Annotated in this window: 16 protein-coding genes and 3 pseudogenes; 7 read left to right on the top strand and 12 right to left on the bottom strand. The window is 67.0% G+C overall.

Annotated features, from left to right (window positions below):
* Window positions 1-66: 66 nt before the first annotated feature.
* Together ABD951_RS04075 and ABD951_RS28625 are read right to left on the bottom strand one after the other, a co-directional pair.
* Window positions 67-309 (bottom strand): annotated as a pseudogene (locus ABD951_RS04075) (ArsI/CadI family heavy metal resistance metalloenzyme); the annotation flags it as partial.
* Window positions 308-529: a lipase family protein gene (locus tag ABD951_RS28625; protein WP_425569768.1), complete on the bottom strand. Its 222-nt coding sequence runs from the start codon at window positions 527-529 to the stop codon at window positions 308-310. The gene ABD951_RS28625 and the pseudogene ABD951_RS04075, both read right to left, overlap by 2 nt.
* Window positions 530-574: 45 nt before the next feature.
* Between ABD951_RS28625 and ABD951_RS04070 the strand changes: the two genes are divergently transcribed.
* Both ABD951_RS04070 and ABD951_RS04065 read left to right on the top strand, forming a co-directional pair.
* Complete coding sequence (locus tag ABD951_RS04070; protein ID WP_345342477.1) at window positions 575-706, top strand: hypothetical protein; 132 nt, start codon at window positions 575-577, stop codon at window positions 704-706.
* A gap of 58 nt (window positions 707-764) precedes the next feature.
* Entirely contained in the window at window positions 765-1,574 is an 810-nt protein-coding gene (locus ABD951_RS04065) for a FadR/GntR family transcriptional regulator (protein ID WP_345342429.1), read from the top strand.
* A 14-nt stretch (window positions 1,575-1,588) separates the two neighbouring features.
* Here the strand turns inward: ABD951_RS04065 and ABD951_RS04060 are convergent.
* The 5 genes and pseudogenes from ABD951_RS04060 to ABD951_RS04040 all read right to left on the bottom strand — a co-directional run.
* Window positions 1,589-1,738, bottom strand: a pseudogene (locus ABD951_RS04060) (IS481 family transposase); the annotation flags it as partial.
* A 444-nt stretch (window positions 1,739-2,182) separates the two neighbouring features.
* Complete coding sequence (locus tag ABD951_RS04055; RefSeq protein ID WP_345342427.1) at window positions 2,183-2,485, bottom strand: DUF4193 domain-containing protein; 303 nt, start codon at window positions 2,483-2,485, stop codon at window positions 2,183-2,185.
* 291 nt (window positions 2,486-2,776) lie between these two features.
* Window positions 2,777-3,325 carry a TetR/AcrR family transcriptional regulator gene (locus ABD951_RS04050; protein WP_345342425.1) on the bottom strand — a complete coding sequence of 183 codons (549 nt, stop codon included), beginning with the start codon at window positions 3,323-3,325 and terminating at the stop codon, window positions 2,777-2,779.
* 24 nt (window positions 3,326-3,349) lie between these two features.
* Window positions 3,350-4,819, bottom strand: a complete 1,470-nt coding sequence (locus ABD951_RS04045; protein WP_345342423.1) for an MFS transporter — start codon at window positions 4,817-4,819, stop codon at window positions 3,350-3,352.
* 345 nt (window positions 4,820-5,164) lie between these two features.
* Entirely contained in the window at window positions 5,165-5,479 is a 315-nt protein-coding gene (locus ABD951_RS04040; protein ID WP_345342421.1) for a hypothetical protein, read from the bottom strand.
* On the opposite strand from ABD951_RS04040, the gene ABD951_RS04035 reads away from it, so the two are divergent.
* Together ABD951_RS04035 and ABD951_RS04030 are read left to right on the top strand one after the other, a co-directional pair.
* Complete coding sequence (locus ABD951_RS04035; RefSeq protein ID WP_345342419.1) at window positions 5,478-5,675, top strand: antitoxin Phd; 198 nt, start codon at window positions 5,478-5,480, stop codon at window positions 5,673-5,675. The two genes, ABD951_RS04040 and ABD951_RS04035, sit on opposite strands and share 2 nt — an antisense overlap.
* On the top strand, window positions 5,672-6,049 hold the full coding sequence (locus tag ABD951_RS04030; RefSeq protein WP_345342417.1) for a type II toxin-antitoxin system death-on-curing family toxin: 378 nt from the start codon (window positions 5,672-5,674) through the stop codon (window positions 6,047-6,049). The genes ABD951_RS04035 and ABD951_RS04030 overlap by 4 nt, the downstream gene beginning before the upstream one ends.
* Before the next feature lie 249 nt (window positions 6,050-6,298).
* On the opposite strand, the gene ABD951_RS04025 is transcribed toward ABD951_RS04030, so the two are convergent.
* The gene (locus tag ABD951_RS04025) at window positions 6,299-7,234 is read right to left on the bottom strand and encodes an aldo/keto reductase (RefSeq protein WP_345342414.1); all 936 of its coding nucleotides are present in this window, start codon (window positions 7,232-7,234) and stop codon (window positions 6,299-6,301) included.
* 74 nt (window positions 7,235-7,308) lie between these two features.
* On the opposite strand from ABD951_RS04025, the gene ABD951_RS04020 reads away from it, so the two are divergent.
* Entirely contained in the window at window positions 7,309-7,938 is a 630-nt protein-coding gene (locus ABD951_RS04020; protein ID WP_345342412.1) for a TetR family transcriptional regulator, read from the top strand.
* A gap of 604 nt (window positions 7,939-8,542) precedes the next feature.
* Window positions 8,543-9,619 carry a carboxylate-amine ligase gene (locus ABD951_RS04015; protein WP_345342410.1) on the top strand — a complete coding sequence of 359 codons (1,077 nt, stop codon included), beginning with the start codon at window positions 8,543-8,545 and terminating at the stop codon, window positions 9,617-9,619.
* 204 nt (window positions 9,620-9,823) lie between these two features.
* Here the strand turns inward: ABD951_RS04015 and ABD951_RS04010 are convergent, their stop codons facing one another.
* From ABD951_RS04010 to ABD951_RS03995, 4 genes are all read right to left on the bottom strand, one after another.
* Entirely contained in the window at window positions 9,824-10,078 is a 255-nt protein-coding gene (locus tag ABD951_RS04010) for a hypothetical protein (RefSeq protein ID WP_345342408.1), read from the bottom strand.
* A 438-nt stretch (window positions 10,079-10,516) separates the two neighbouring features.
* On the bottom strand, window positions 10,517-10,804 hold the full coding sequence (locus ABD951_RS04005) for a hypothetical protein (protein ID WP_345342406.1): 288 nt from the start codon (window positions 10,802-10,804) through the stop codon (window positions 10,517-10,519).
* Window positions 10,805-10,851: 47 nt separating this feature from the next.
* On the bottom strand, window positions 10,852-11,316 hold the full coding sequence (locus tag ABD951_RS04000; protein ID WP_345342404.1) for an RES family NAD+ phosphorylase: 465 nt from the start codon (window positions 11,314-11,316) through the stop codon (window positions 10,852-10,854).
* A 79-nt stretch (window positions 11,317-11,395) separates the two neighbouring features.
* Window positions 11,396-11,725 (bottom strand): antitoxin Xre/MbcA/ParS toxin-binding domain-containing protein, encoded by a 330-nt coding sequence (locus ABD951_RS03995; RefSeq protein WP_345342402.1) that lies wholly within the window; start codon window positions 11,723-11,725, stop codon window positions 11,396-11,398.
* Between the two features lie 180 nt (window positions 11,726-11,905).
* Between ABD951_RS03995 and ABD951_RS03990 the strand changes: the two are divergent.
* A pseudogene (locus ABD951_RS03990) lies at window positions 11,906-12,004 on the top strand (integrase/recombinase); the annotation flags it as partial.
* Window positions 12,005-12,073: the final 69 nt, after the last annotated feature.

Here is a 12,073-nt window from a genome sequence, read left to right as displayed (position 1 = left end):
TCACTCGGGACATGAACACAAGTGTCGGCCGCCCCGGTGGGGCGGCCGACACGGGTGTTGCGATGCTCAGCAGCAGGACGTTTCGGCGGTCGCCTTCTCGCCCGCGTCGGCGGTGCCGCAGCACACCCCGTCCTCCGCGCCCTGCCGTTCGCCCGGGTGCTGCGGGCTCGATCCGAACGTCTCCGAATCGGCGAGGACGGTGTAGACCTCCCACCTCTCCCCTGCCGGGCCGGTGACCCACACCTTGTCCTGGGTGGCGAAGCAGCAGGTGGTGCCGATCTCCTCGTCGGTGAACAGGCCCTCGCCGCTACTCGCGCCCAAAATGCCCGAAACGGTCGGAATCACTCGGCGGCAGATGCGGCACCAAGTCCTTCCGATAGACGTACCGGACCACGCTCCGGTCCAGAAACTCCTGCGCGGCACACGCCGCCGCAAACCCCGGCGAACCCACCATCGGCGCACCGAAAGCGTAGGCACCCCTGAACACCGACCCGAACGGCTCGACGAACCCCCACTCCACCGACAACATCACCCCATCAACGCCGCCATCGCCCCACCGAGACCGGCCAAGGAGATGACCCACCTGCCCGCGGGCCGGATCGGTCGCCCGGAAGAGATCGTCGGCGCAGCCCTGTACCTCGCCGGCCCGTCGGCCGGCTACACGACCGGGGCGAGGATGCGCAGGGGACCAAGCCTCGCCCACTAAGCTTGAGGATTCACATGACGTGTCCCCGGACCCGGATACGTGGTGAACCGTACAACAAGTGAGAACGAAGGACGAGATGACGAAGCCGGGAGGCGACCCGATCAAGAACCTCGCGGTTCCGCGGGCCATCGCGGCTACGCGAGGCGAGAAAATATCCCGCACAGTTGCGCGACTCGTGGCGAAGACCATCGCCGACGATCGTCTCGAACCGGGTGCCGCGCTGCCGTCCGAACAGGAGATGGCCAACAACTTCGGGGTCGGTCGCGCATCGGTCCGCGAAGGACTGCGCCTGCTCGAGGCGCAGGGTCTCGTCACCGTCCGCCAGGGACTCGGTGGCGGACCCAGCGTCGCCGAACCGACCGGCGCCGCCTTCGGCGACACCATGTCGATGTACCTCCAGGTCAACGACATCCGACTCGCCGAGGTCGTCGAAGCAGTCATCCAGATGGAGGGCCTGACCGCGGCCCTCGCGGCCGAACGGGTCGCACGCGGCGAGATCACGGACCCGGACGAACTCGAATCGCTCGATGCCCACGACCACGACGTCGAAACGCACCGCGAGTTCATCGAGACGGCCGTCGGATTCCACGACCACCTGAGACAGATCGCCGGGAACTACATCATCGCGTTGGTGGGTTCCGCTCTGGCACATCTGTTCTCCGATCGCGCGATCGTCGCCCATCCGAACGCCTGGAGCGAACAGGAGCGGACCCTCTTCTCCGATGCACACGCCGAGATCGGGCGGGCGATCCGTGCCGGCGACGCCGCGACAGCGAGGGAGCTTGCTACGGCGCACGTGCGGGAATCCGTGGCCATGACGCTCGGAGGCCACCCGACCATCCTCCAGGACCGCGTCGACTGGAAGTAGTCGACCGGAAGCAACCACCGGGCGACGATCGCGGCCGCGGGCTTGCGGTTGTCAGCCCCGGTCGGGTCGAGGAACTTGCGTCGGTTCAGACCGAGGTCGTCCAGCTGGCTACTGACGGTGCGGACCGAGACGGTGATGCCCTCAGAGGCCAGTTCGACGGCGATGCCATCGTGATCCGCAGCAGCGGCACCGTGTCCGGCGGGCTGACCACTTCTTCCCGCGCCACAGCGCTACGATCCCGGGCCACGAGTCGATCCGCGGCATTGCGGTGCGCCGCTGGGCGCGCGTACATTCAGACTTGCGGATCGAGGAAGTAATCGGAAGCGGTGAAAGACTCGAGAAGCAGAGATCCGGCCGAGAATGTGACAGCATTCCCGGCCGAACCCCTGTCTTCGGGCGTGTCCCGCCACTTCATCGGCAACCAGAGCGACGGTCGACAGCCGGACCGCCGGCGCGGGGAGTCATTCCCTCGAGTCGGCGGCGCGCCCCGGTCGACTCACCGCCGTCAGCCGGCGGGGTTCTCGAATCTGCACCGTTCCCGATCACGATCGCCCGGGCGCCCCCGTTGACCGGTGACGGGCCACGGTGTGACGAACGCCGCCGGCAGTTCAGCCGGCGCAGTCCAGACAGATCATCTGCCCGTCGGCGGTGTCGGCGAGGCGACTGCGGTGATGGACGAGGAAGCAACTGGTGCAGGTGAATTCGTCCGCCCTCTTCGGGATCACCCGGACCGTGAACTCCTCCCCGGACAGGTCGGCGCCGGGCAGCTCGAAGGACTCCGCGGTGTCCGCCTCCTCGACGTCGACGACGGCCGATCGCGACTGGTCCTTCCCGGCCTTCAGCTCGTCGAGCGAGTCTTCGGCCACCTCGTCGGGATCGGTCTTCCTGGGTGAGTCGTAGTCGGTGGTCATGACCCTTCCCCTTTCTGCGTCTTTCCCGGATCCCGCACGTCCGCCGCGGGGGTCCGTGGCAGGTCAACGCTCCGATGTCGTGTTTTGTGCCCGCAATCCACCCAAACGAAGAAAATCGTCACAAACCACTCAAATTGGTTCACCGGCGATGTCGGCAGCCACCCGGGCCCTGTCATGACATTCGTCTCGGACCGGCACTGCCGCCTTCTCGCCGACAGGTCAATGGCGCTCGCCGACAGGTCAATGGCTCGTCAACAGCCCGTCCTGTTTGACGACGGTGCCGCAGGACGGTCACAACTCGTCGTTGTCGATGACGTTCTGCACGAGCGCGCCGTAAGTCTCGACGAGGCTGCTGCTGTCGATCACATCGGGCGTCACGATCTCGAATGTGCGCAATCCGCTGGCGAGGCCGAGCATGAGGGTGACGACGAGGCGGGAACGCACCCGCCCCGCCGACTCGTCGCCGATCGCGGCGGCGATCCTCGGAACGAACCCGGCCATCATCTTCTCGCGGGCCGCCTCGCGGTCCGGGGCTTCCTGGAGGATGAACGGCGCCATCGCCCAGTACTCGAAGTCCCCCGAGTCCCGCCGTTCGACGAGAGCTCGCACCATGCGGCACCCCAGCGGCTCGGACGGGTGGTCGAGGTCCTCAACCCTCGGTGCCTCCGGCGCGGCCGCCTGGAACAGTTCGGCCTTGCTGCCGGTCAGTTTCATGACCAGCGCCGGGGAGACGTCGGCTGCCTCGGCGACGTCCCGGATGGTCGTCAGGGTGAATCCGCGTTCGGCGAACAACTTCCGCGCGACGTCGATGATGACGTCGCGGGTGGTCATCTCGCTCATACGGCAGTCCTCGTCGCGTCGGGGTCAGATCTTCGTCAGGCTGGTGGCCTCGGCCGAAGGCTCGCCGGCGGCCACCTGCACAACGCGGGGGACGGACGGCTTCGGAAGGAACACCGCGGCCAGCGTAGCCAACAGCGCCGCGGCAGCCCCGATCGCGAACATCGCGACGAAGGCTCCGTGCGCGGGGAAGACGCGTCCCCCCGCTTCGATGGTCAGGCCCGTCAGCAGTGCCGCGACGACCGCGCTCATGCTCGACGTCCCAATTGTCCGCAGGAGGCTGTTGAGACCGTTGGCGGCGGCGGTCTCGGTGATCGGGACCGTGCCCATGATCAGGGCCGGCATCGTCGCGTAGGCCATGGCGTTGCCGATGCTCACGAGCACGCTGCCGATGATGATCAGCGCGACCGTGTCGTCGAAGGCGATGCGGAACAGGTAGGCGCCGATCATCACGATGCAGGCGACGACGAGTGTGGTGCGGCCACCGAATCGTGCGGTCACCCTCGCCGAGAGCGGCGAGAACACCAGCATGGCCAGGCCACCCGGCACCATGCACAGGCCCGCGGTCGCCGCGCTGAGCCCGAACCCGAAACCCGTGATCTCCGGTAGCTGCAACTGCTGGGTGGTGGACAGAATGTTCGCGTACGACGAGAACGCGACGAACAATCCGGCGAGGTTGGTGAGCAGCACGGGCCGACTCGAGGAGACCCGCAGGTCGACCATCGGGGCCGCTGTGCGCAGCTCGTAAGGGACCCACACGGCGAGGACAACGGCGGCCGCGGCGAGGCTCGCGAGGGTCTGCGGGCTCGACCATCCCCACGCCGGGCCCTTCGAGATCCCGAGCAGCAACGCCGTCAAGGCGAGGGAGAGCAGGATCGCGCCGACCACGTCGAAGCGCCGTCGGGTGCCCGTCGCGGACGCCGGAACGACGACGAGGATGCCCAGGAGGAGAAGGATTCCGGCGGCCGCCGAGACCCAGAAGACCGAGGCCCAGCCGAAGTGGTCGTACAGCACACCCGCGGCGGGAAGTCCCAGCGCCGCACCGATTCCCATCGTCGCACTGATCATCGCGGCGGCGCCGGCCACCTTCTCCCTCGGGAGAACGTCGCGCAGCACGGCCATCGCCACCGGGATGAGCGACGAGGAGAATCCCTGCAGGGCACGTCCGATCAGCACCGCGAGGTAGCCGCCTCCGATCGCGGCGATCAACGATCCCGCCGCCATCATCGTCAGCGACAACACCATCATCCGCCGCTTTCCGAACATGTCGGCCAGGCGAGAGACGATGGGCGTGGCCACCGCTCCGGTCAGCAACGCGATGGTGACCAGCCACGTGGCATCACCGCCCGTGACGTCGAGGATCTCGGGGAAATCCGGGAGCAGCGGAACCACCAGCGTCGTCTGAAGCGCCACGACGAGACCCGCCAGGCTCAGCAACGCCGTGATCGTGGCGCCCGATGTCGGGGTCTTGTGTGGTGTGGTCACGGCACTCTTCACTGCTCACTCCATCGCTACTCACATGAGGTGAACACTGTTCACCCCTATTCAGGGAACAGCGTTCACCCCGGGCATGTCAAACGGCCCCCGCGAGCCGATCGACGTCCACCACCCCGTGGGCACGGACTCGGCGTGGACGCGGGCAAGCCGGCCGGCCCGTCCAGGGTGGTGGTTCCCGGCGTTCAGCGGCGTTACGTGAAGCGACGTTTCGCAACGAGGCCGCTCAATCCCGATCAACCCGGCTTACGCTGCGGCGCACAGGAATTGACTCAACCCGGCGTCCACGCGCCCCGGCTGCGGACGGCGAGGACTCAGCCCACCCCCGGGTAACGACGATTCCCCGCATCAGACGGGCGCCGCACCACCGGCGATCGCGCGGTGGCACAGCAACGCCGCACCGACAAAGAGCAGCAACACCGACGCGAGAGCGACATGCGACAACGACCAGCCGAGAAGATCGAGGAGGGCGACGGCGAATCCGGATCTCCGCGAAGATCGCCGGTGTTGCGGGTGACGAGCAGGGCGTCGTTCGCGTGCGCGGGTGCGGCGATCATCCCGCGTGACGTAGGACACGCAGGCGGCGCCCCAACCGTTCCGGTGCGGTGCACCCACCCCTGAAGGCACCTGTTCTGGTACCGAAAGCGGTACCATCAGGTTCATGCCGTCACTCAACATCACGTTCACCGACGAGGAGCAGACCCTGCTGAGGGACGCCGCCGACAAGGAGGGGGTGTCGTTGAAGACCTTCGCGCATCACGCGGTGGTCGAGGCCGCGAGCAGCAGGAAGAAGATGCGAGATCAGCTCCTGGCGGACATCTTCGCGAAGTCGGCCGAGTTGAACGAGCGGCTGGCGTGACGATCCACCTCGATCGCGACGACATCCTCACGATCGCGGCCCGGGTCGCGGGTGGCAATCCCGCCGTGCGTGACATCGGCCTGCTCGACGCCGCCGTCGCCCGACCGAAGAGCAGCGTGTTCGGACTCGATGCCTACCCCACCCTCTACGACAAGGCGGCCGCGCTCCTGCATTCCCTGGCCCGCAACCAGGCACTGGTCGACGGCAACAAACGCACGGCATGGGCCGCGGCATGGCTCTTCCTCGGCTACAACGGCATCACGCTGCGCGCGGGGTTCGACGTCGACGCCGCCGAGACACTGATGAACAACGCAGCGATGGGGAAGCTCGAGGTAGAGGAGATCGCCCATCAGCTCGCCGGCTTCGCCGGATAGCAACGACGCACCACGGCCCCAGCAGCCGGCCACCTGCCACCGAACCCGAGCACAGCGGGCAATCTCGGCCTTCGGCGCCGGCGAAGCATCGGAACACCGCGCCCGGAAACGGGGTTCTCGGCGGGTCGCTGCGGGCGATCGCCGACACCCCGCCGGAGGGTTCCTATGTGTGCTGTCAAGCAGATACGCATTCGAACACGGTTCGCATCCCTCAACCGGAGAGCCGTTCGACCGAGGGATGCGACCTACCTACATGCGGCCGCCGGCACCTCCCGTGGGGGCGATCCGCTCGATGGCGACCAGGTCCTCGGGAGCCAGGACCAAGTCGGCCGCGGTGACGTTCTGGTCGACGCGCTGCGGGTTTCGAGATCCCGGGATAGGGACGATGTAGTCCTTACGGGTCAGCAGCCACGCCAGGGACAGCTGCGCGAGCGTGGCGCCCTTGCTGACGGCGAGTGCGGTCAACTCGTCGACGACGGCGACGTTGGCGTCGAAGTTCTCCGGCGCCCACCAGGGGATGTGCTGACGGAAGTCGTTGGCGTCGTAGCTCTCCCGGGAGGCCACCGCGCCGCTGAGGAAGCCCCGCGCCAGCGGCGAGTAGGCGACGAAGCCGATCCCGAGCTCCTCGAGGACGGGGAACAGGGGTTCGACGTCCCGCGCGAAGATCGAGTACTCGGACTGCAGCACCGAGATCGGGTGTACCGCGTGCGCGGCGCGGATGGTGGCCTCGTCCGCTTCGGACAACCCCAGGTACCTGACCTTGCCTGCCTCGACGAACTCCTTCATGGTGCCGATCACGTCCTCGATCGGGACGTTCGGGTCGGGACGGTGCTGGTAGAGCACATCGATCGTGTCGACGCGGAGGTTGCGCAGGCTGGCCTCGACCACCTCGCGGATGTGCTCGGGGCGCGAGTTGGATCCGAAGGAGCGGGTGAGACCGAACTTCGTGGCAATGACCACGTCGTCGCGGATCGGCGCCAGCGCCTGACCGAGCAACTTCTCGCCGTCGCCCCAGCCGTACATCTCGGCAGTGTCGAACATCGTCACGCCGAGCTCGTGCGCCTTTCGGATCGCGGCGATCGACTCGGTGTCGTCGGCGGGGCCATAACCCGTGGCGGTGCCCATCGCCCCGTAGCCGAGAGCGGCGGCGGCCAGGCCCTGCCGGCCGAGATTGCGAATGTCCATGATGTCGCCTTCGATCTGTCAGAGTAGGTCAATGGTGTCAGACTATGACACATGCGACACTGTACGCTCTGCCCGTGGGAAGCTCATCGACACCGGGTCTGCGCGGCATCACGCGCGAGGCCGTGCGCACACGGATCGCCGAGGTCGCGATCGACCTGTTCGCCGAGCAGGGCTTCGATGCGGTCACCGTCGAGCAGATCGCCGCCGAGGTGGGCATTTCGGCCCGCAGCTTCCACCGCTACTTCCCGGCCAAGGAAGACGCCGTCATCGGCGACCTCGCCCCCTGGGGTGAGTTCGTCCGCGACGCCTTCGCCGCGCGGCCGGCCGATGAACCGGTCTGGGATTCTCTGCGTTCGACCTTCGAAGCCCTGCTGGCTCAACCGAGCAGGGACGAACAACGCAGCAAGAGGACCATGCGCGTTCTGACGAGCACAGCGTCCCTACGCGCTCGCAACCTCGAAAAACATCTGCTGTGGGCACGGCTGCTCACCCCGCTCGCGCAAGAGCGACTCACCGGTGATCTCGCGGCACTGCGAGCACAGACACTGGTGCAGGCGGCGCTGGTCTGCTTCGACATCGCGCTTACCACCTGGGCCGAGCCCGACGAGACCACGGACGCTGTGGAACTCCTCCGTCAATCTTTCGCTACGCTCGCGCCCAGGAATGCTGGCATAGGGCCGACCAAAGCGCCCTACATCCCGTGAAGCCAGCCCGCCGACGAGTACGCGGGTTCGGACATGATTGCAGATAGCTTCTCGCACGGCGGACCTGCGTCTTGAGCTGCTCTAGAAACCGGGGATAGTCATCGGGCAGCGCCGCGGCAGGATCGCTCATCGCACCACCTTCACCCGCGACTATCGAAACCGAATGCACGGCACGGTGTCGGTGAAGGTGCGCCCGACCGCGATCTGCTCGGGCTGCCGGACGGTGTTCTGATCGACACCGCTGAACCTGACGTAGCCGACCCACATCACCCCAACCGCTCCCCTACCCCCGACCTGTCTCAGTGGAATCTGAGACCGCGCCAGGAACGGCAACCGCGAGCCCAGATCCGGGTTACGCGCAATCAACAACTCCACCACGGTCAACAGCCTGCACCAGATCGCACCTTTTCGGCGATGGACGAGGCGATCGCGAGCGGATACCGCCGCCGTGGCGATCGCCCACTCCCGGATTGCGCTCCCGTGGCGGCGTCATCCTCGGTAGCGTTTTCGGTATCACGAATCGCGGGCAACCTTGAGCAGCAACAACGACCACCGCGGCGGGCCGGGACGAGGGCAAGCGGCACCGGATTCCGCCTGCCCCCCAATGGGAGTCGAGGAGGAATTCCTCCTGGTCGACCCGGAGACCGGGCAACCGCTGATGCGCAACGCCGCGGTCGCCGCGACCGCCGCGGAACTGGGTGTCGACCTGCAGCTGGAACTGTCGCAGTGCCAGGTCGAGACGAACTCCCCGGTCTGCACGGACGGCCGGGGACTGCGCTCCCACCTGCTCGAGGCGCGGTCGCTGGTGGCGGCCGCCGCGGTCCGCAACGGCTGCCGACTGGTCGCCGCCGGAACCCCGATCATCGGTCCGCCGCGCATGCCCATCAGCGACCGCGATCGGTACCGACGCATGGCGCAGCGGTTCGGGGTCCTGGCGGTCGAACAGGGAATCTGCGGCTGCCACATCCACATCGACGTGGCAGACCGCGAGACCGCGATCCAGGTGTGCAACCAGGTGCGTCCGTGGTTGCCGAGCCTGCTCGCGCTCGGCGCGAACTCGTCGGTGCACCGCGGCATCGACAGCGGGTTCGCCGGGTGGCGGTCGATCCTCTGGTCGCGATGGCCCGCCGCGGGACCGCCGCCGTTCTTCGCCTCGAAGCAGGACTACGAATCCACGGTGTCGATGATGATCGACAGCGGCCTGCTGCTGGACGAGCAAATGATCTACTGGGACATTCGACCGTCCAGCCACCTGCCGACGGTCGAGGTCCGAGTCGCCGACGTGCAACCAACCGTCGACGAGGCGGTGCTGGTGGCCACGCTGGTCCGCGCCCTGGTCATGACAGCGGTCCGAGCCATCGACCGCGGCGACCGACCGCCGGACATCCGGCTCGAGATGCTGCAGGCGGCGACCTGGCTCGCCGCCCGAGACGGCTTGCGCGGCAACGGCATCGATCCGTGCACCGCCCGACCGGTCCCGGCACCCCGCCAACTGGAGATGCTGCTCGGCCACGTCCGCGACTCGCTCGACGAACTCGGCGAGTACCGCCGGGTCCACGCGATGGTGAACCAGCAGGTCGAGCACGGCAACGGCGCCATCTGGCAGCGCGGAACCCTCGAAGGGCGCCGGAACGCCGTCGAGTTGGTGCAGTTGGCGGCTCGGCGAACCCTGCAGGGATGACCGCCGCCGCCGGGACGCGGCAGGTGCTCCTTGACGTCGAAGAGAAATAGACCAGCCGGACCCGCCCGCCGACACCAGCAGCGGAACGCCCGCAATGGCGATCGTCGAGCGGGACGTTTCCATAGCCGCGGCACGTCGACCTCTGAACCCACCCACCCGGCGGCGAGGAAGTCACCGCGACCCGCCGGCGAGTACGCGACCAGATCACGTCCCCGGGATCAGAGGGGCGTCGCCGAACTCGTTGGCTATCCCGCGCGGGGTCAAGGCCGCGATGTAGTGCTGCGGACCGTGGTCGCCGAGCGAGAACCGGAACGGCAAACCACGCAGCAGCCGGAACTTGCTCGTGACATGATGCGTGGCCGTGGAGGCGTGGGTGGGTGGCAAGGCGCTCGGGTTCGTCGGTTTCTGCGTGAGCCCGGTGGTGTCCGGCCGACACCGCGACGACGTCGGGCCGAACACCTCACCGCAGACGACCGTGAAGCAATTTCCCGGGAGATCGCCCGCAACGGCGGCCGCAACGCCTACCGAGCAATCCCGGCAGATTCCGCAACGTACGACCGGGCACGACGTCCGATGGAGTCGGTCCTGTCGTCGCGACCGGTCCTGCGGGAGATCATCACGACCCACTCGTGCGCGGAGGCCCGTGACCTTCACCGGAAACCCAGGTAATGCCAGCGAACCGGCAGCACGACGCTCCTCTCCGGAGGCGCTCACGGAGTGTTGACGCGCGTCAACACTCCTCGGCAGCGTCGGCGCACGGGTGAGTGCGGTGTAGGGCTCGGTTCAGTGGCCGGTACCGAGCCGTGTCGCGATGCGGCGCTCCCGGCATTCGAGGCAGCTGCCATCCCTGCCACCAGGCTGTCGGGGTGGCGTGAGGCAGTGCCTTGTCGCGGCTGGTCAGTGAAAGGTCATCCCGCGAAGATTCGCGGCCTGCAGGAACGGGGCGGAGTGCCGGCCGATGTCCGAGGCCTCGACGACCTCGACCGGGTCAGGGCCGGTACCGTCATCGGTGCGGCGCAACCACATTGCCCAGTTCTGGAGGGTGCTACCCCACTTCGACGGATAGACGACCCCGTGGGGACGCGAGCCATCGTCGAGGACGACACTCTCCCGGATCCACGTCGCGATCCCCGTGGTCAGGATCTTCTGTTCGTCCGACGAATCGGTCAGCTCGCTCAGCGTCAACGTCTCCAGCCCGCACCGAGAAAGCAGGGCACTCCGCTCGCGACTGATCACCGAAATGCTTTCGGCACCCGTGACGTCGACGAACCACCCAGACATCGGAAGACGCAGCTCGTAGAGTTTTCTGCCCGACGCCACCCTTGCGAGATCGATCGGTACGGCATCGCTCCGTGCCGGGGCAACTCGCGCGCGATCTGCGCATCGAGGGTCAATGCGTCGGACGCGTCGACATCGTCGAACAGTTCCGACATCGGGATCTTCGGCGGATCCGGATCGATGTACTCGAGCACCTCGACGAACGCGCCCACCGCCGTTGAACCCCCGTAGATGGTCCTGCCGGGGGTATCCCACCTCGACCAGCTGCTCGGGTCGTCCCCTACCCGCGCGGGAGGTTCGAGCGCGCCGTACTTGCTCTTCGCGACTCGAAAGATGCTGCGGCCATCGCCACGTACCAGGTTCAGACCCGTCAACGCGCAGAGGGCGACGTCGTCGGCATCGCCAAGGGCCTGAACCAAGAAAACCTCCTCATACCAGCGCAATACCAGCGCACCAGTATAAGGAGGCGGCACGACCGCATCTTCGCCCTACGCTCGATCAGGCGTAGCTGTCCTCCACGAACGCTGCTGCCGCCCGATACACGTCAGGGATCTTGTTGTCACGGATGAACTCGGCCGGCGTATGACCGCCGAGACGAGGATTCGCAGAGATCAACCATCCGCGAGCGACCTGATCGTTCTCCTCGTCCTCGATCAACCGATACACCGCGTGTGCAGCCTTCAGTCGCGTCACCTTGTCGTCCGACGGGGTGGCATGTGTCGGTTCACCCGGCGGCGTCGCCCAGCGTGCAGGCATCGCCCTACTCCGCGAGTTCGCGATGTAGGCAGTCAACGTGCGACCAAGCCGCTCAAGCAGATAGCCGGCCACCTGATGAGTGTCCATCCGAGCCGTGTCATCGCACGTCCTGGTCAACACATCCATCCCGGCTCACCCCTTCACAAACACATCCGAACACCATCCGCTCCACCACAAGAGTAGCCAAGTATCGCCAAAATATCCGAAAAAAGTGATCGAAGGAACCCCACAGTCACCAGGAGCCGACACCGTGGCGCCCGCAGCGAACTCGTCGCCCTCACCTGCGGGGACGTCACAGTGCATCGCCTCGACGGGGTGCACGTGCGGCTGCGGCGGTCGAAGACCGACCAGGGGGCTTGACCCTGGTTCTTGGACACGCTCATTCCAGCATCGGCTGGGGAAGCGAGATGATCGAGAACC

Source organism: Rhodococcus olei, assembly GCF_039540555.1.
Lineage (GTDB): Bacteria > Actinomycetota > Actinomycetes > Mycobacteriales > Mycobacteriaceae > Rhodococcus_G > Rhodococcus_G olei.
The sequence above is the reverse complement of the archived record's forward strand: the minus strand, read 5'-3'. Positions and strand labels throughout refer to the sequence as shown.